The 17656-nt window shown below is 46.2% G+C and carries 17 protein-coding genes; all 17 read left to right on the top strand.

The window, feature by feature from the left end:
• The first annotated feature begins 24 nt into the window (after positions 1-24).
• The 17 genes from MOST_RS03515 to MOST_RS03595 all read left to right on the top strand — a co-directional run bounded on the left by MOST_RS03515 (position 25) and on the right by MOST_RS03595 (position 17656).
• A complete protein-coding gene (locus MOST_RS03515; protein WP_054937370.1) occupies positions 25-1116 on the top strand; it encodes a D-alanine--D-alanine ligase family protein in 1092 nt (363 codons plus the stop codon).
• Between the two features lie 183 nt (positions 1117-1299).
• Positions 1300-2316, top strand: a complete 1017-nt coding sequence (locus tag MOST_RS03520; RefSeq protein WP_054937369.1) for a LacI family DNA-binding transcriptional regulator — start codon at positions 1300-1302, stop codon at positions 2314-2316.
• Between the two features lie 69 nt (positions 2317-2385).
• Positions 2386-2991, top strand: a complete 606-nt coding sequence (locus tag MOST_RS03525; protein WP_054937368.1) for a hypothetical protein — start codon at positions 2386-2388, stop codon at positions 2989-2991.
• A gap of 60 nt (positions 2992-3051) precedes the next feature.
• Positions 3052-3957 (top strand): energy-coupling factor transporter transmembrane component T family protein, encoded by a 906-nt coding sequence (locus MOST_RS03530; RefSeq protein ID WP_054937367.1) that lies wholly within the window; start codon positions 3052-3054, stop codon positions 3955-3957.
• Positions 3938-4807 (top strand): energy-coupling factor ABC transporter ATP-binding protein, encoded by an 870-nt coding sequence (locus tag MOST_RS03535; RefSeq protein WP_054937366.1) that lies wholly within the window; start codon positions 3938-3940, stop codon positions 4805-4807. Before MOST_RS03530 ends, MOST_RS03535 begins: the two co-directional genes overlap by 20 nt.
• 2 nt (positions 4808-4809) lie before the next feature.
• A complete protein-coding gene (locus tag MOST_RS03540) occupies positions 4810-5625 on the top strand; it encodes an energy-coupling factor ABC transporter ATP-binding protein (protein ID WP_054937365.1) in 816 nt (271 codons plus the stop codon).
• Between the two features lie 5 nt (positions 5626-5630).
• The gene (gene udp / locus MOST_RS03545) at positions 5631-6479 is read left to right on the top strand and encodes a uridine phosphorylase (protein ID WP_054937364.1); all 849 of its coding nucleotides are present in this window, start codon (positions 5631-5633) and stop codon (positions 6477-6479) included.
• Positions 6480-6495: 16 nt separating this feature from the next.
• Positions 6496-7278, top strand: a complete 783-nt coding sequence (locus MOST_RS03550; protein WP_054937363.1) for an MTAP family purine nucleoside phosphorylase — start codon at positions 6496-6498, stop codon at positions 7276-7278.
• Positions 7279-7301: 23 nt separating this feature from the next.
• The gene (locus MOST_RS03555) at positions 7302-8717 is read left to right on the top strand and encodes an amidohydrolase family protein (protein WP_161952793.1); all 1416 of its coding nucleotides are present in this window, start codon (positions 7302-7304) and stop codon (positions 8715-8717) included.
• 20 nt (positions 8718-8737) lie between these two features.
• Positions 8738-9331 carry a class II aldolase/adducin family protein gene (locus MOST_RS03560; RefSeq protein ID WP_054937361.1) on the top strand — a complete coding sequence of 198 codons (594 nt, stop codon included), beginning with the start codon at positions 8738-8740 and terminating at the stop codon, positions 9329-9331.
• Complete coding sequence (mtnA, locus tag MOST_RS03565) at positions 9328-10377, top strand: S-methyl-5-thioribose-1-phosphate isomerase (RefSeq protein ID WP_054937360.1); 1050 nt, start codon at positions 9328-9330, stop codon at positions 10375-10377. Before MOST_RS03560 ends, mtnA begins: the two co-directional genes overlap by 4 nt.
• A gap of 493 nt (positions 10378-10870) precedes the next feature.
• Positions 10871-11920 carry a LacI family DNA-binding transcriptional regulator gene (locus tag MOST_RS03570; RefSeq protein WP_083476711.1) on the top strand — a complete coding sequence of 350 codons (1050 nt, stop codon included), beginning with the start codon at positions 10871-10873 and terminating at the stop codon, positions 11918-11920.
• A gap of 133 nt (positions 11921-12053) precedes the next feature.
• Positions 12054-13163 carry an ABC transporter substrate-binding protein gene (locus tag MOST_RS03575; RefSeq protein ID WP_054937358.1) on the top strand — a complete coding sequence of 370 codons (1110 nt, stop codon included), beginning with the start codon at positions 12054-12056 and terminating at the stop codon, positions 13161-13163.
• Positions 13164-13208: 45 nt separating this feature from the next.
• Positions 13209-13985, top strand: coding sequence for an ABC transporter ATP-binding protein (locus MOST_RS03580; protein ID WP_208974851.1), 777 nt, complete (start codon positions 13209-13211; stop codon positions 13983-13985).
• Positions 13986-13990: 5 nt separating this feature from the next.
• The gene (locus tag MOST_RS03585; protein WP_054937356.1) at positions 13991-14758 is read left to right on the top strand and encodes an ABC transporter permease; all 768 of its coding nucleotides are present in this window, start codon (positions 13991-13993) and stop codon (positions 14756-14758) included.
• A gap of 6 nt (positions 14759-14764) precedes the next feature.
• Positions 14765-15562, top strand: a complete 798-nt coding sequence (locus MOST_RS03590; protein ID WP_054937355.1) for an ABC transporter permease — start codon at positions 14765-14767, stop codon at positions 15560-15562.
• A 57-nt stretch (positions 15563-15619) separates the two neighbouring features.
• Complete coding sequence (locus MOST_RS03595) at positions 15620-17656, top strand: alkaline phosphatase family protein (RefSeq protein ID WP_054937354.1); 2037 nt, start codon at positions 15620-15622, stop codon at positions 17654-17656.

A 17656-nucleotide genomic window follows, 5' to 3' on the forward strand; every position in this document is an offset into this window, starting at 1 on the left:
TAAAAAGTGGGGAGGAAGAACTTATTGCTGCGCATACTCTTTCTTTTCAACGCTGTCCCCGGCCGGGAGCGTCGGGGACCCTATAGTGATTGTCTCTCCTGGGAGACAGTATGCCAGATTTACCGGGCGTTACTGGAAGGCAGCAACGAGGTTTACCCTGTTAACGTCCGCAGTCGTCACCAGCTGGAAAAATCCCTTTCCCGCCTGCCGGCTCCCCACCTGGCCTTTGTCCTGGCTGAAGGTTTTCTGGACGAGCCCCATACCCTGTATGATGGTAGTGGCGCTGCCGCGGTCCGGCTTTTACTGCAACAGTACGGCATTCCTGCCAGCCATTCTCCCATGGCGGCCATGGAGATATGCCGCCACAAAAACCTTACCTATAAAGTTTTACTACAACACGGTTTGCCGGTACCACCCTATCTGTTGCTCGAACCGGCCCGGGGGTTGCTACGGCAACAGCTGGACAGGGCGGTTGCGGAACTGGGATTCCCTCTATTTGTTAAACCCAATGGCGGCGGTAATAGTATTGGTATTAGTGACGCTTCGGTCGTGTATGATTTTTCCCAGCTGGAGCGCCAGGTAAATAGCCTGCGGGAAACCCTGGGTGAGCTACCTGTTTTGGTAGAAAAATATCTCCCGGGACAGGAGTTTACCGTGGGCCTAATTGGACGGTCACCCTGCTACGTCTTGCCTCCTTTAGCATTTCTTTCCCGGGAAGTCAGAACTACTACCGTCAAGGGGAAGCCGAATGAAATAGAAAATATTTTCCCGGAGGACAAGCGTTATAATTTTTTAAGCGAACTGGCCGTCAAAGTGCTGGCGGCCATTGGGGCAAAGGATGCCTTAAGGATTGACCTGCGCTCTGATAGCGAGGGAGTAGTTTATATCATTGATGTGAACGGGACTCCTTCCTTAAGTCCTACAGCTTCCCTGACGACCATGGCCATGGCTTCCGGTTTAAGATACAGCCAGTTTATTAATTTCATCCTCTACCAGTCGCTACTGGAATATGGACTGGTACCAGGCGGTAAATTGCAGGACCTGGTAGCTCCGGCCCTGGGTTTGCTGCACCCTTACCGCCAGGAAACACGACCCCTGCAGGTATTTTCGGCTTAAATATTTCTGTTTTCTTGTATCTCTGGCCAGGGCTACATTTGTTAACCTTAGATTAATTTTTTTAGCAAATAAAGAAGGATTCTTTTAAATAGTGTCGAATACATCTTTACAAAGAAAAGAAAGCGCTTTCATTGCGTAAAATTTTTTTCCCAGGTAATGAAAGCGCTTTCAGGGGGAAGGGTTATGGCCGGGACAACTATTTATGATGTGGCCAAAAAGGCCGGGGTTTCAATTTCCACCGTATCCCGGGTCCTGAATAACAGTTCCCGGGTAAAGGAAAGTAACCGGGAACGCGTTTTACAGGCCATCGAAGAACTGGGGTATGAACGCAATTTACTCGCAGCAGCTTTGATGAAAAAGAATACCCATACCCTGGGCTTGATTATCGCCGATATTGCCAACCCTTTTTATGCCGAAATAACCAGGGCGGTAGAAGATAAAGCGGCTGAGAATCATTTCAATGTAATTGTCTGCAACACTGATAACGATCTTAAAAAAGAAGCTGCTTATATTGCCATTTTACGCCAAAAAAGAATCGATGGCATCATATTTACTACACCGGAAATTAACAATAACAACATAAAGAAGCTCTATGAAGAACAACCCGATTTTCCCATGGTTTTAATAGGGAGCAGGATAGAAGGATGCGCTATCGATACAGTTTTAGCAAATAACTATCTTGGCACTACAGAAGCCATGAAATATCTTACATCTTTGGGCCACAAGCGTATTGGTTTCATCTACGGTTTACCGACAACCTTATCATCCAGAGAGCGCCTTGCTGGTTACCATAATTATCTGGCTGAAAACGGGATGAAAAGCGATAGCAAACTCATCCTGTGTGGCGCTTTTAAAATTGAAAGTGGTTATCAAAAAGCAAAAGAGCTTTTACAGCTGGAAAATCTTCCAACAGCTATTTTTGCTGCCAATGACTTAATAGCTATAGGTGCCCTGGAGGCCGCCAGGGAAATGGGAATAGAAGTACCAAACGAACTTTCAATCCTTGGTTATGATAATATTAACCTTTCAACAATAACTTATCCCAAGTTGACTACTGTAGCCCAGCCGATGATGGAGATGGGTGCCAGGGCAGCGGAAATGGTTATCGAAAGAATTCAGGGACGCCGTAGTTCCCCGGAAGTTGTTACCCTTTTACCACGACTGGTGGTAAGGGATTCAACTGGACCTGTTAGGAGGTGATGTTTATGAGATAGGTTAGCAAATTATAAGGCAAACAAGCTTGCAAAAAATAACAAAGGAGGAACAAGAATGAAAAATAACCGGATGACCTTTGTGGCGGCGATGATTCCCGCTGGCGTGGCCCTCAACTGGGTAGCCAACTATGTCGTTGAAGCCCTTAAAATCCCCTTATTTTTAAACAACATGGGCTCGATTATTACTGCCATTGTTTTGGGACCTATTTGGGGTATGGTTACGGGTTTACTAACTAATACAATTTTAGCTTTGACAGTTCGCTGGACTTATTTCCCCTTTACTGTGGTAGGGTGGGTTATCTTATTGCTGGCTTATATGTTCTTCCGGATGGGTTGGTTTAGAAAGGTTTATCTTGTCATTATCGGTGGTGCAATTGACGGGGTGATAGCTTCTGCTGCTTCGGCTGTAGTTGCTACCTATGTTTTTGGTGGTTTTACTGGTAATACCATCGATATCTTTACTGCTGGTCTAATGGCGGCCGGACAAAAAGTATTTAGCGCCTCGTTCCTGGCCAATCTGGGACCTACAGTAGTTGATAAGGCTATCCAATTCTGGTTAGTTTGGATAATCCTAAAATACTTCCCCAACAAATATCTGCCCAATGCCAAAGAAATTAAGAGCTTACTCACCGCCAGGTCGCTAGAAATAGGAGAAGAATAAAAAATTATGGCTGGAAAGGAATAGTCAATTCCTTTCCAGCCATCCCTGGAGGGATATTAAGTGGGTACTTTATATATGCCGGGAAACGGGCTGATGCACCGGCTTGACCCCAGGACAAAAATCATCTTCCTGTTATTTGTTATTATAGCTGTGTTCCTTTTTTATGATCCCACTATACAATTAATCATTTTAGCTAGTCTAGTTCTCCTGGCTTTAATTAGCGGACTACAGCAGGCTTTGATTTCAGCTGCCAAATTTATGCTCCTTTTTGCCATTTTTATCTTAACTGTCCATGGTTTATTTAACGCTACCGGTAAAACCGTTATTTTGCAGCTTGGCCCTCTGGCCTTTAAACAGGAAAGTTTGCTTTACGGAGCCGTGATGGCCTGCCGTTTAATGGTCATAGGTATTGTCGCTGCGCTATTTGTAGTAAGCACTAAACCTAGCGACTTGTCGACAGCCTTAATCAAAAGTGGTTTTCCCGGTGTAATAGCCTTTATGCTCCTGGCGACGTTACAAATCATACCTATGATGCTCAAGGAAGCCCAAAATGTCATGGAGGCCCAGCAGGCGCGCTGCGTTGATGTTACTTCCAGCTTGATTAATAGAGTAAAAGCTTTAATCCCGGTTTTTGTACCCCTATTTATAATTACCTTTATTAAAATGCGCGACCTGTCATATATGCTTGAATGCCGTGGGTTTAGCATCAAGGGTAAGCGCACCTATTTATATGAAGTTGCCTTTAAAGTTCTTGACTGGGTAACTTTATTGATCCTTGGTATCCTTTTAGGTGGGCTGTTCATTTTAAGGATAGTTATTGGGAATGTTGCTTTTATGCCCACTACCGGTATATTAATTGGCATTTTATACGGGTCCTGGATTGTAACTGCCCTTCTTTTTGGTACCAGCTGGTTAGCCAAATTAGTAACTAAAGGTGGTGGCAGTCTTGCCGGCCAAAGCAATTAAGGTTGACCATTTAACCTATTTCTACCCCGATACTACCGAAGCAGCTTTGAAAGATATCACCTTTGAAATAGATTATGGTGAAGTCCTGGGAATTATTGGCCCCAATAACGCCGGTAAAACAACCCTGGCCATGTGCCTGATGGGGTTAATCCCCAATGTAATTGGCGGCGAATTAAAAGGTTCTGTAAAGGTTGATGGTTTAGAAGTGCCCCAGACCGCCATTGCCGAAATGGTACGCCATGTCGGTCTTGTTTTCCAGGAACCGGAAACACAGCTTTCCCAAACGACGGTAGCGGAAGAGGTTGCCCTGGGGTTATCCAATCTCGGTGTACCCAGGGATGAAATGCTTAAGCGCATCAAAGAAGCCCTGGCCATGGTAGGCCTGAGTGGTTTTGAAGAACGGAATCCCTTGGCCATGTCGGGAGGGCAGCAACAACGGCTGGCCATTGCGGCCGTCCTGGCCATGCAGCCCAAGATAATGGTTTTCGATGAGCCAACCTCCATGCTGGACCCTGCTGGTAAAACAGAAGTCTTTACAGTTCTTTCCCAGCTTAAAGCCAGGAAATTTACCGGTGTGATTATCGAACACGAAATAGAGCGGGTGGCACTATACTGTGACAAGGTCCTCGTTCTGGCAAATGGTGAGCAACAGGCTTTTGGTACCCCTCAAGATGTATTTTCCCAGGTAGAAAAGATCAAAACCTGTGGCATTCGTCCCCCTCAGGTAACGGAACTGGCTCATTTATTGAAGCAAGATGTATACCCGGGCATTGACTATTTCCTTACCGTAGAAGGGGCCGTTGCAGGTTTAGCGCAGTACCTGCAAGGAAAAGACCATGGGGAGGGTTAAACATGGAACCCATCATTAAGGTGGAAAACCTGGTGCATGTTTACCCTGGGGGGGTTAAAGCCCTTAAAGGGGTTAACCTGGCAATTCATAAGGGAGAAGTAGTAGCCATACTGGGCCAGAACGGTTCCGGGAAAACGACCCTGGTCAAGCACTTTAACGGGCTTCTCAAGCCAACTTCAGGTAATGTCTGGATAAAGGGAATGAATACCAGGGAAGTAAGTATTGCCCGGCTTTCCAGGGAAGTAGGTTATGTTTTCCAAAACCCCAATCACCAGACCTTTCTACCCACAGTCCGGGATGAACTCAGTTTTGGTTGCCGGAATCTCAAATTACCGGAACAGGAGATTAAACAACGGGTAAAAGAAGTTGTCATCCGCTTTAATTTAAAGGAGAAGCTGGAAGACAACCCCTATGATCTTAACCTCAGTATGCGCAAGACGGTGGCCATTGCTTCCATTCTAGCCATGCGCCCGGAGATAATCGTTCTTGATGAACCGACGACGGGCCAGGATTATGCCGGTTGCCAGCAGCTGTTAAAGTTTATTTGCGAATTAGAAAAAGAAGGCCATACGGTGGTAATAATTACCCACGATATGACGCTGGTCGGCGAATTGAATAAGCGGGTCGTAGTAATGAGCAATGGTGAAATTATTGCCGACAATCTACCCCGGGAAGTGTTTAAAGACGATACCATCTTACAGCGTTCGGGTTTATTGCCTCCCCAGATTACTGAACTCAGCCGTAAACTGGCGCCGTACGGTATCACTGATACGGCCCTGACAATATCGGATTTATATGCCTCTATAAAGGAAAGGTGATTGCAGTGACGGAAAGTGTCAAGTGGAATACCAGAGCTCTAAGACCGCAAACGGAGGACAAAGTTCAATACCATATCCGCTGCCGTCCCGGTGAAATTGCCGAATATGTCCTCCTGCCGGGCGATCCGGAGCGTGTTCCCCTGATAGCAGCCCAGTGGGATACCGCGCGTGCCGTCAGCCAGTACCGGGAACATGTGACCTATACGGGAACAATTGGCAAGACGCCGGTTTCTGCCTGTTCTACCGGGGCGGGGGGAGGGTCTACTGCCAGCGCCCTGGAAGAGCTGGCCGAACTGGGGGCAAAAACCTTTATCAGAGTTGGAACCACGGGAGCTTTACAAGAAGAAATTAATTGTGGCGATTTGATTATTTGTGCGGGGGCGGTGCGCCATGATGGTACCAGCCCGCAATACGTAGAACTTGCCTATCCGGCCCTGGCCCATTACGAGGTAGTACTGGCCCTAATCCAGGCTGCGGAAAATCTTAATATTCCTTACCATGTGGGCCTGGCCTGTACGACTGCTTCCTTTTACTGCGGGCAGGGCCGGCCCGGATTTGGCGGTTACCGGCAGAGTTTTATGGATCATATTGTTGAAGATATGATTAAAGCCGGTGTTCTCAATTTTGAGATGGAAGCTGCCACTGTTCTTACCTTAAGCCAGCTTTTTAAGTTACGCGCGGGGGCAGTTTTTGCCGTAGTGGCCAACCGGGTCAAAGATGAATTGGTGTATAAGAAAGATGGCATTGAAAAGGCAGTGGCGACGGCCAATGAAGCGGTGCGCTTACTCGCCGAATGGGATGCCTTAAAGCAGGAAGCCGGTAAGAAATATTTTTTTCCGGGATTATTGAAATAAAGGAGAGGATTAACCTATGCCCATAGCGGTCATTGGCGGGACCGGTTTTTATAATTTGTTAGATGCAGTCAGGCCACTGCAGGTAACCAATGAATACGGCAGTATTGAACTGTTCCGGGGTCACTATCAAGGTAAAGAAATTATTTTTTTACCGCGGCACGGTAAAAACCATGAATTTCTGGCCCACCAGGTAAATTACAGGGCCAATTTCCTGGCCCTCAAAGAGCTGGGGATTACCCGGATCTTAGGCACTTCGGCGGTAGGCTCCCTGAACCCGGAGATGCAGGTAGGCGATTTGGTTTTACTAGATCAATTTGTTGATATGACCACCAACAGGCCCAAGAGCTTTAACAAATATTCAGTAGATATGAGCGATCCGTATTGCCCGGAACTACGCGCTTATTTCCTGAAAGCGGCGGCAGAGATTGATTTATCCCTTCATAAAAAAGGCACCTATATTTGTGTCGATGGTCCCAGGTATGAAACGAGTGCGGAAATAAAGTTATACCGGCAGTGGGGGATGGATGTCGTCGGTATGACCAATGCCACCGAGGCGGTCCTGGCCCGGGAACTGGGACTCTGTTATGCGATTGTGGCCATTGTAACCGACCTGGCGGCGGGAATTTCCGAAGTGCCGCCGGACCTGGATACCCATAAACGGGTCGTACAGGAAAACCGCGCTAAACTGAGCCGGCTATTATTAAAGGCGATTACCCTGGTGCCGGAACAACGTAGCTGCCGCTGCCAGGCTATTTATGAGAGTGCCCTGGCCGCCCGGGCAAGCCAGCTGCAAAAATGACCATGCTTTTGCGGGGCGGGTATGTGTTTCAGCTTAAGGACGGCAGTGTAAATTTCCAGCCTGGCGATATACGCCTTAACGGTGCTTATATTGATGCCTTGGCACCCCGGATAAAGCCTCTACCCGGGGAAGAGGTCTGGGATGTAAAGGGTTGCCTCATATTACCCGGCCTGGTTAATGCCCACTATCACTCCTATACCAACTTGTTGAAAGGTACAACCTGGGGGGAACCCCTGGAAATCTGGTCAACAGCTACTGTGGCTTTGGGTGGACTTTTAACCGACCGGGAGATTGCCGTGAGCGTCCTCCTCGGGATAGCGGAAATGCTGCATGCCGGTGTTACTAGCTGTCTCGACCATTTTCCTCACTTACCAGGGTTGGCAGCGGCGGCAAAGGCTTATAATCAGGCCGGCTTCCGGGTTAGCCTGGCCCCAATGCTAAGCAATGTTTACGAGCATTTAGTTGTTCCCGGCGTAGCCGAACGGTTACCCCGGGAATTACGCCGCAATCTTGAAGCGACGCCACCCCGATCGGTTCAAGATTTCAGGGAATTTTATTTAGCAGCACTACAGGAATATCACCAACCCCGGGGCACCATACAGATTGTGGTAGGTCCCAATGCTCCCCAGCGGGCCAGTATGGAACTATTAGAAATGGCTGCCGAACTGGCTGGTAAATATAAATTAGCCATCCATACCCATCTTTTGGAAACAAAATGGCAGGCGATGATAGCCCGCCAGGCTGGTAGCAGCCTGGTTGCAAAGTTAAATCAAGCGGGGCTGCTGGGACCTAAAACTGCAGTTGCCCATGCCATTTGGTTGGAGGAAAAGGAACGGGTATTACTATCTGAGCGAGATAGCCTGGTAGTCCACAACCCTACCAGCAATGCCATGCTGGGCAGCGGGCGAGCGCCATTGATTGCTTTTCTCCAGGACAATATTCGTGTCGCCCTGGGTACGGATGGCTTGAACTGCGGTACTAACCATAATTTATTAGAAACCATGCGCTGGGCCGGTTTGCTGGCACGCCTGGAGGAGCCGGATTATAAGTTATGGCCTGGGGTTAGTGATCTCTGGCAGATGGCTACGATTAATGGCGCGGCTGCAACGGGTTGGGAAGGTGTGACCGGCAGATTAGAACCCGGTCACCGGGCTGATCTAATAATTGTATCTAACAATAGCCTGGCCCTGGCACCGGCTACCAATATGCCGGCCCAGTTAATCTTGAATGAAACCAGGCTTGCTGTTCGTGATGTATTCATAGACGGCCGGCCGGTAATGGTACAAGGGCGTATCCTTGCTTTTGACGAACAAGACTTGCGCCGGGAAGCCGCGGAGATAGGCAGGAATTTAGTCGAACGTTCGTGCCCGATTCTAGCGCAAACGGCTGCCTTGCGGGAAGCTTATGAGGCCGCCTACCGCGCCTATTACTTTGTTTAATAAAAGCGGGGGATACAAAGATGTTGGAACAATTGCGTGACGAATTAATTGAAGTTTGTCATGAAGTTTATAGACGCGGGCTTAGCAGCGGTTCCGGAGGTAATATCAGCGTCCGCATTCCGGATAGCGATTATGTCATTATTAAAAGAAGCGGCTGTTCCCTGGGCCGGGTTCAGGCGGTAGATTGTATACTAATAGACATAGACGGCAATTTGGTTGAAGGGCAGGGAAAACCGTCCAAAGAGATTAACTTTCATCTCGGTATTTATCGCTGCCGGCCGGAAGTGGGAGCTGTCCTCCATGCCCACCCGCCCTATGCTATTGCTTTTGCCAACACCTACGGATCCTTACCACTGGTTACAGTTTCCGCCCGGGCCTACCTGAAACAGGTGCCCAATGTACCGTTTGCCCAGCCAGGTTCAGAAGAACTGGCGAGGCTGGTTATTGAGCAGTACCAGGATACCAGCATTAATACCATTACCATGGTTGAACACGGAGCGGTAACCGCAGGGAAAAACCTCTGGGAAGCCTATGATTTAATGGACTACCTGGAGGATAACGCCAAAATAGCCCTGGCAATGCTCCAGATTAAGGCTCTAGGGGGAAAATTATGACGCGACTGGTAAATTCGCTGGTACAAGAATTAAGAGAGCGAGAATTACTCCTTCCCATCTGGGGTGAAGGTGAAAAGATTATTTTACTTGACCAGACCCAGTTACCCTTTAAGACAGTTTACCTTGAAATTTATACCGTATCAGAGCTATGCACGGCCATTAAAGATATGACCATTCGTGGTTCCGGGGCCCTGGGGCTTGCCGGTGCCTGGGGAGCCTATCTGGCCAGTTTAAAGAACGACAACCTGGAAGCTTTACAAAGGGACCTGGTTGCCCTTAAAGCTACCCGGCCAACGGCAGTTAACCTGGCTAAAACCGTGGATGAAATCGGGACCGATCTAGATCCCCGGCAATTTAAAGAACAGGTAGTACAGCGGTTGATAGATATCGTCCACAGGCAGTTGAATTTCGAACTAGCCCTGGGTGAGGCCGGTGCAGCCTTAATCCACGATGGGGATACCATTATGACCCATTGCCACTCTGGCGCCCTGGCCGGAGCCGGTTACGGTGGACGTGCGTTATCTGTTATCAGGCGCGCCTGGGAACAGGGCAAAAAAATCAGCGTCCTAGTCAATGAAACCCGCCCCTTCCTACAGGGGGCGCGTATTACGGCCTGGGAGCTCAAACGCCTGGGTATTCCCTTTACCTTGATTACCGACAACATGTCGGGCTTTTGCCTGGAAAAGGGTATGGTTAATTTGGTGGTGGTAGGTTCGGACCGGGTGGCCCGTAACGGCGATCTGGCCAACAAGGTTGGGACGTACTTGCATGCTTTAGCAGCCCATGATAACAACGTGCCCTTTTACACGGCAACTTCCAGCCATACCATTGATTTGAATACACCCAGCGGCGACACTATTCCGGTAGAGATGCGGCCTGCCGAAGAAGTGTTAACCCTGGCGGGACAGCCCATCGCAGAACCTGGTACCAAAGCCCTCTATCCTGCCTTCGATATTACGCCCTATCGCTTGATTACCGGTATCATTACGGAAAAGGGTGTAATTTATCCACCATATGAAAAGAACTTAGTTGAAATGTTTGGTTAAATAGAAAGGGGAATTGAAATGGAAAGCATGACCTCTCGTGAGCGTGTTTTAACGGCTTTAAGCCATCAAGTTCCAGATATGGAGATATACTCCGTAAATTAAAGATCTGGCTTAGAATTATTAATAATTTTCACTAGTATCTTCACCTCGTCCGTGGTAGAGTTTATTTTCTAGTTACTTACTGAACTTTACCTGTTCGAGGTGAATTTATTTATCTTTCGGGTACTAATCTATATACGCAAGGCTTGCTTAAAAACAAGGTAAAAAATTGAAAAGTTAAGATTATATAAAGAGGTATGGGAGAAGCCTGATAATAAGCTAAAAAATTTAAAAATAATTTACCCATAAAGGAGGAATTTAAACTTGAATGTCGTATATTTTTATTAAAAAGATCGGGAAAAGGTTTATATACATAGCTAACTTGAATAATAAGATGAAAATTAAATATAAATGAGTATAATAAGCAATTAAAACGTTATCATGGAGGAAATCAATGGAGCCTACAATTAAGGATGTAGCCAAGCGAGCCCGAGTTTCTATTAGTACTGTTTCACGTGTTCTGAGCGGTAATGGGCGGGTAACAGAAGAAACCAGGCAACGAGTATTACGGGCGGTAGAGAGTCTTAATTATCAACCTAATTTACTGGCTCAAAGCCTTAAGAAAAGAAGGAGTCATACTTTGGGATTGGTTGTCCAAAATATAGCTAATCCTTTTTTCCCCGATATCGTAAGGGGAGTAGAAGAAAAAGCTCAGGAATACGGGTACGACGTCTTTCTTTGCGATAACCGGAAGGATTTCCAAAGGGGTCTTGCCCACCTGGATGTTTTACAGAAGCGAGGTGTGGATGGGATTATTTACTCATCCATGGGAAGATTAATCGAGCCGATACTTGCTTTTAAAATAATGCAACTTTCCGAGGCGGGCATACCGGTAGTTCTGCTTTGGCGGCAGCCGCCCGGGATTAATATTCCGATGGTTTATAACGATGAAAAAGGTGGAGCTTATAAAGCCACAACTCATTTGATAAGCCTTGGTCACCGGAGAATTGCTTTTATCGGTGGTTTTCAAGATTCCTTGGTGACAAAGGAAAGATTTGAAGGCTATTGCCTGGCTTTAGAAAAGAACGGTTTATCATTTGATCAAAGTTTAGTAACTTATAGTGACTTTGAAGTTAATGGTGGCCGGGAGGCTGCCCGGCATTTGTTGACCCGAGATTTGCCTCCAACAGCTATTTTTACCGCCAATGACTTGATGGCCATAGGCGTCTTAATGGCAGCCAAACAACTAAACAAAAAAGTGCCAGAAGATTTGGCCGTGGTAGGGTTTGATGGCATTCCTTTTACGGAATATACCGATCCTCCGCTTACTACAGTTTGTGTTCCCAGGTATGAAATGGGTCTGATAGCCGTAGAAAAGCTCCTTGAACAAATGGGCGAGAAGGAAGATTCCAGCAGTGATAGTATTATGCTCGAAAGCCACCTGGTAATCAGAGGCTCTTGTGGTGCGGTCGAAGGCAAGGTAATTAGTGGAGCACTTTCGTGAGATTAAATGAGTATGTTTTGAATGTTACATTGGCAAAGGAGGGATGCTTGGCAAAAATATTTTGTACTTTACCTAAAGTTTCTGTGGAGAGCCGGAAACAAAAAGAATTTAAAATTTAGAAGGAGGGTGTTTTATGGCTAAATTAGATAAAATAACTTTTTTGGATGCAAGTTTATCTAGGCGAGATTTTTTACGCCATAGTATTTATATGGGAGCACTCTTAGCAGGGGGCAGTACTCTGGCAGGTTTGCTGGCGGGATGTGGTACGACAGCACCAACTTCACCAACCTCATCAGGCAGTTCTAAGAGTATTGAACAAATAAAAATTCAGTTGAACTGGGTTAAAGATGTAGAATCCGCCGGAATGTGGGCTGCAATGGAGAAGGGTTATTACAAAGAAGAAGGGCTTGAAGTTGAAGTTGTTCCCGGGGGGCCCCAAGTAGATCCTACGACCGTGGTAGCCGGAGGGGGTTACTTGTTAGGGCGAGCTGCGAATACTACAAATCATGTTAAAGCACGTTTGCAAGGAGTTCCTGTAAAAAGTTTTGCTACAACCTTTCAAAGAATCCCTTCAGGCCTGATGAGCCTGGCTAAAAATCCTGTCAAATCAGTAAAAGATGCAGTAGGAAAACGCATTGGTTTACAGACTGGAGCCCGGGGAGCCTGGGCGGTGATCTTACGGAAAGCAGGCCTTACCGAAGATCAAATGCAAATTGTAAATGTAGGTGTAGACCCTACACCTCTGGCAACTGGACAAGTCGATGCCTACTGGTGTTATGTCACCAATCAGCCCCTGGCCCTGAAAGCTAAAGGGATAGATGTTTATGTTCTTCCCGCTGAAGAGATGGGCTATGTGGCTTATGGTGATTTCTTCTTTACCACCGAGGATATCTTAAAGAACCAAAAAGACCTGGTAATAAGATGGTTGCGGGCAACAATTCGCGGTTTTGAATATAACGAAAAGCACCCAGAGGAAATAGCCAGGCTGACGGTAGAGAAATACGGGGCTCCAGGGTTGAAAGTTGAGCACCAGATTGAGGTCAATAAGGCGCAAATTCCTTTAATGAAGTCACCCCTGACAGAAAAGAAAGGGCTTTGTTGGATGGAAAGTAGCGTTTGGCAACAAGCAGTTACCGATTTGCTGGCTACCGGTCAGATTGATAAGCCCATATCTGTTGATGAATTAATGACGTTGGAAATATTGGACAAGGTTTATAATGGCAAGAATTATATTCCTATCTAAATCATAGATATGTACTTACATTAAAGTGAAATGAGGGGATTACCCTTGGAATTAAGCATTGAACTAAAAAATGTGACAAAACAATTTAATTTAGAGAGTGGTGATTTACTAGCAGTAGATGATGTTACTTTTAGTGTTGGTGCTAAAGAATTTGTTTCATTAGTTGGACCCTCAGGCTGTGGCAAGTCGACGGTTTTGCGCATGGTGGCCGGGCTAATTGAGCCCACGCGAGGTGAAGTAAAAGTATTAGGGAAGGCTCCTGATTACTGTCGCAAACAGAGATTTTTTGGCTGGGTAGCTCAAGATCCAGTGCTCTTACCCTGGCGTAATGTCCTGGCCAATGTATGCCTGCCCTTGGAGGTAGCGGGACGCTTAGATAAAGCTTCGACGGAGAAGGCTCAAAGTCTTCTCCGTCTGGTAGGCTTAGAGGGTTTTGAAAGGGCGCTTCCCAAGCAACTTTCTGGAGGGATGAAGCAAAGAGTTGCTATAGCAAGGGCTTTGGTATTGGAACCCTCGATTCTCCTTTTTGATGAGCCATTTGGGGCATTGGATGAAATAACCAGACAGCGGATGAATCTGGAACTATTGCGTATCTGGAGTGAAACAAGTGCCGCAGCCCTGCTCGTTACCCATAGTATTGCGGAAGCTATTTTTCTTTCCGATCGCGTGGTTGTCATGTCTCCACGACCGGGACGAGTTAAAGCTGACATAAAAATAGATTTGCCGCGACCGCGTACGACAGATATGTTACGAAGCCAGGAATTTTTTAACTACACCAACTCGCTTACTGAAGCCCTTTTCCATGGTGAGAGGGGGGCTTAAATAGTATGCTATTACGGCTAAAAAGTAGCCTGAGTACATTGTTTATTATCCTGTTAGTATCAGCATGGGAGCTAATTTTCCACCTTACGCATTCTCAAGGGTTAGCCGTTCCTGCTCCGAGTGAAATTATTCGTGCTCTATTTGGTAATTTCTCTGTGTTTATAAGTAATTTACCCCCAACAATAATTGAGGCAGTTGGAGGATTTATTCTTGGCAATTTAATTGGCATATTAGTTGCCGTTATATTTGTCCGTTATCGTAATATAGAGGAAACTTTGTTTCCTTTAGTGGTATTGCTCCACAGTATACCTGCACTCGCTATAATACCCATTTTGATAATCTGGTTTGGTAACGGGTATGCCTCAAAAGTGGCCTTAACGACCTTGGTTTCCTTTTTTCCAACCCTGGTTAACATGGTGAAAGGGTTAAAATCAGTCAATCGCCAGACTTTAGAAATGATGACCGTATTGGGGGCAAAAGAGTCTACCGTATTTTGGAAAGTAAGACTACCTTCATCATTACCCTATCTTTTTGCAGGTTTTAAAATTGCAGCTCCAGCCAGCGTCCTGGGAGCTGTAGTAGCAGAATGGCTTGGTGCTCGCCGAGGAATAGGTTTTTTGATGTTGTGGGAAATGTTTAATTATGAACCACCGATGCTGTGGGCAGCAATGTTAATCAGCGCCCTCCTTACGATGTCAAGTTTCTTTATACTATCTGTGCTAGAGAAATTAGTTATCCCCTGGCATGAATCAGTGACCCAAGGAGGGAGGTAGGTACTAATGATTCAAAAAGAGATAGCGGGCAAAGACTACTATTACAAAATACCAAGTTGGACAAAGGCTTTATTGGCCCTGATCATTATATTACTGATGTTACAACTGGTTAGTACAGGTTTTAAAATACCACAATATATTATCCCGGCCCCATTATTGATTTTCAAATCCATTCTCGCAAGTCATCAGATGTTGTTAAAACAATTACGAATTACCTTATTTGAAGCTGTTACAGGTTTTTTAATCGGTAATTTTACAGCCATCCTTTTAGCTGTCTTGTTTGTTAATTATCGCTTGATTGAAAAAACTCTACTTCCGATTGCTATTGCCTTGAGAAGTATACCTATTGTAGCTATTACACCCGTTATAACCCTGGCCCTTGGCCGAGGTTATGCTACTACTATTTCCATTGTGGTGTTAATAGTATTTTTCCCTACCTTAGTTAATACTACCCAGGGATTACGCTCTGTTAGTCAGGAAGCAGAAGAGCTATTTGCTGTCCTGGCAGCTACTAAAAATCAATCCTTTTACTTGTTGAGGCTTCCTACTGCTTTACCCTATCTTTTTTCTGCACTAAGAGTTACCGGGCCAGGAAGTATTATCGGTGCTTTAGTTGCCGAGTGGGTAGCCACAGACAGGGGGATAGGTTATTTCATTTTAGATGCTCAGAGTCAATGGCAGTTTACCCTGCTATGGTCCGCAATCATCATTGCAACTTTAATGGCTGTAACAGCCTTTGGGCTCGTAGGGGTAACCGAAAAATATCTTTTAAGCTGGCACGAATCATTAAACGAAGAGGCTTAATTAGGCATAATCAGCAATTAGCCGTAACTGTAACTGCACTTTGTGGGAGGGTATTAAATGAAAAAAGTATATCTTATTGGGCTTGATGCCATGATTATGCCCCTGGCCCAACGCTTTATTCGCGAAGGAGTAATGCCTAACTTACAAAGGATCGCCGCCCATGGGTCAGTAAATGAAATCCTTCCTTCTTTACCTGTTTGGACTCCTACTAATTGGGCTACGCTGGCGACGGGGGCTGATACGGGGACCCACGGCGTCACTGGCTGGCAAGTAGTTTTACCCAATGGCGAGACCATTAATTCTTTTAATTCTTTAGCACTTAAGGCGGAGACAATTTGGGAAGCGGCGGAAAAAGGAGGGATAAAAAGCGCCTGCTTTCACTACCCGGCCTCCATGCCCTCGAGGGTCAAAAATGGATTTATCGTAGACGGCTGTGGCACCCCGGGCAGGTTATCTCCTTTTCAAATAGCCCAGTCTAAGGGTTATGCCACCATGGACGGCCTAAAAGATACCGAACGCCTTCAACTAAACCTTGCCTGTGGTTGGGAAAATTTGCCTGCCTCTGCTTTACCACCCTTAGCAGCATGTTTTTCGATCAAGATTTTTCGAGGTCAAGGCGAAGACCAGGAATTATATTTCTTGATTATTGCTAGTACGGAGGGAGGATATGACACCGTTTGGCTTTGCTCTCGGCCTGACGGTAACACCAAATTAGCGGAAGCAAAGGCTAAAGAATGGTCAAACTGGGTATTCCAGCCGTTCGTATTTCGGGATAAACAAGAGATAGGAACATTTCGTTTTAAAGTAATGGAATTGTCCCCGGATGCAAAAAATCTACGGATTTATCGTTCCCAGGTTATGCCAACTCGAGGGTTTACCGAGCCGGAAGAATTAGCTACGGAGCTAATCGAAAAGTTTGGTCCTTATCAAGAACATGCGTCGCATTTCACCTATACTGACTCCATTGGCGATTTTGAAACAGCCCTGGAAGAAGCTGAATATCAGGCCCAGTGGATTGCTAAAGCTGGATCTTATCTAATGCGGGAAAAGGGAGCTCGCCTTTTTTACTGGCACTGGCACTGGCTCGACCATATAACCCATATTCATTTATCTGGAATAGATCCCGTTTCACCTCTTTTTCGGGAAGAAGAGTACGAAATACATCTCGATCACCTGCGGCGGAGTTACATGGTAGCGGATCAAGCGATAGGTACTATTTTAGCAGGGATGGGCCCGGAAGATTATATCATTGTTGTTTCTGATCACGGCAATGCTCCTGACGTCCGGATGGTTGACATGCAAAGGTTTCTATATGAAAAAGGTTTCCTTTATGCGAAGGATGATTCGGTGATAGTTAACCGCCGGATCCGGGCGGATCAAATTGACTGGGAAAAGACTAAGGCTTACCAAAAGCCCGGTATGCCTGGCCTCGAACTCTTTATCAATGCTACTCCAGGGACAAAACGTTATGAAGATATCCGGGAAGATTTAATCCGGGAACTGCGCACCTGGGTTGATCCCAAAACCGGACGCTGTCCTATTGCCATTGCTTTACGTAAAGAAGATGCAGCCATATTAGGTTTTTGGGGCGAAAGTATCGGCGATGTAATTATTGTTTTTGAAAGGGGTTATGCCTGGGGCTTTACAGCCAGGGGTACAGTTCTTGGTGATCCCCTGGATACAATTGGTCTAGAAAATACCAGCGCATTTGGTGCCGACCGGGGAGCCCATCACGGTCCCCAACTGCCAACCACCCACACCGAAGTTAGTTCTAATATGGCGGCTTTATTTATTATGGGACCTGGTATTAAAAAAGGTTATAGCCGTCCAGTCCATAAGCTCGGTTACATTAGAATGATCGATATCGTCCCCACCATTTGTTACCTGCTGGGAATTAAGCCCCCGGCCCAGAGCCAGGGTGCAGTCGCTTACGACATCCTGGAAGGTAACGCGGCGGACCGCCACCTGCTACCTGAGTTAACGCCAGAACAAGTCAAAAATGTTAAAGGAGTGGCCGACATTTGGAACAGCAAAAATTACCGTGAGTTGATAGAAGGGCAAAGAGAAGGGAAATATAGAAGTTTGGGGGTTTAA

The sequence above is a fragment of the Neomoorella stamsii genome (assembly GCF_002995805.1).
In the GTDB taxonomy this organism is placed as follows: domain Bacteria; phylum Bacillota; class DSM-521; order Neomoorellales; family Neomoorellaceae; genus Neomoorella; species Neomoorella stamsii.

Excerpts from the sequence above, each read along its gene's own strand:
- MOST_RS03540 (WP_054937365.1), top strand. The coding sequence starts at position 4,810 with ATGGAACCCATCATTAAGGTGGAAAACCTGGTGCATGTTTACCCTGGG.
- MOST_RS03585 (WP_054937356.1), top strand. The coding sequence starts at position 13,991 with ATGCTATTACGGCTAAAAAGTAGCCTGAGTACATTGTTTATTATCCTG.
- MOST_RS03575 (WP_054937358.1), top strand. The coding sequence starts at position 12,054 with ATGGCTAAATTAGATAAAATAACTTTTTTGGATGCAAGTTTATCTAGG.
- MOST_RS03590 (WP_054937355.1), top strand. The coding sequence starts at position 14,765 with ATGATTCAAAAAGAGATAGCGGGCAAAGACTACTATTACAAAATACCA.
- MOST_RS03595 (WP_054937354.1), top strand. The coding sequence starts at position 15,620 with ATGAAAAAAGTATATCTTATTGGGCTTGATGCCATGATTATGCCCCTG.
- mtnA (WP_054937360.1), top strand. The coding sequence starts at position 9,328 with ATGACGCGACTGGTAAATTCGCTGGTACAAGAATTAAGAGAGCGAGAA.
- MOST_RS03560 (WP_054937361.1), top strand. The coding sequence starts at position 8,738 with ATGTTGGAACAATTGCGTGACGAATTAATTGAAGTTTGTCATGAAGTT.
- MOST_RS03550 (WP_054937363.1), top strand. The coding sequence starts at position 6,496 with ATGCCCATAGCGGTCATTGGCGGGACCGGTTTTTATAATTTGTTAGAT.
- MOST_RS03525 (WP_054937368.1), top strand. The coding sequence starts at position 2,386 with ATGAAAAATAACCGGATGACCTTTGTGGCGGCGATGATTCCCGCTGGC.
- MOST_RS03520 (WP_054937369.1), top strand. The coding sequence starts at position 1,300 with ATGGCCGGGACAACTATTTATGATGTGGCCAAAAAGGCCGGGGTTTCA.
- MOST_RS03570 (WP_083476711.1), top strand. The coding sequence starts at position 10,871 with ATGGAGCCTACAATTAAGGATGTAGCCAAGCGAGCCCGAGTTTCTATT.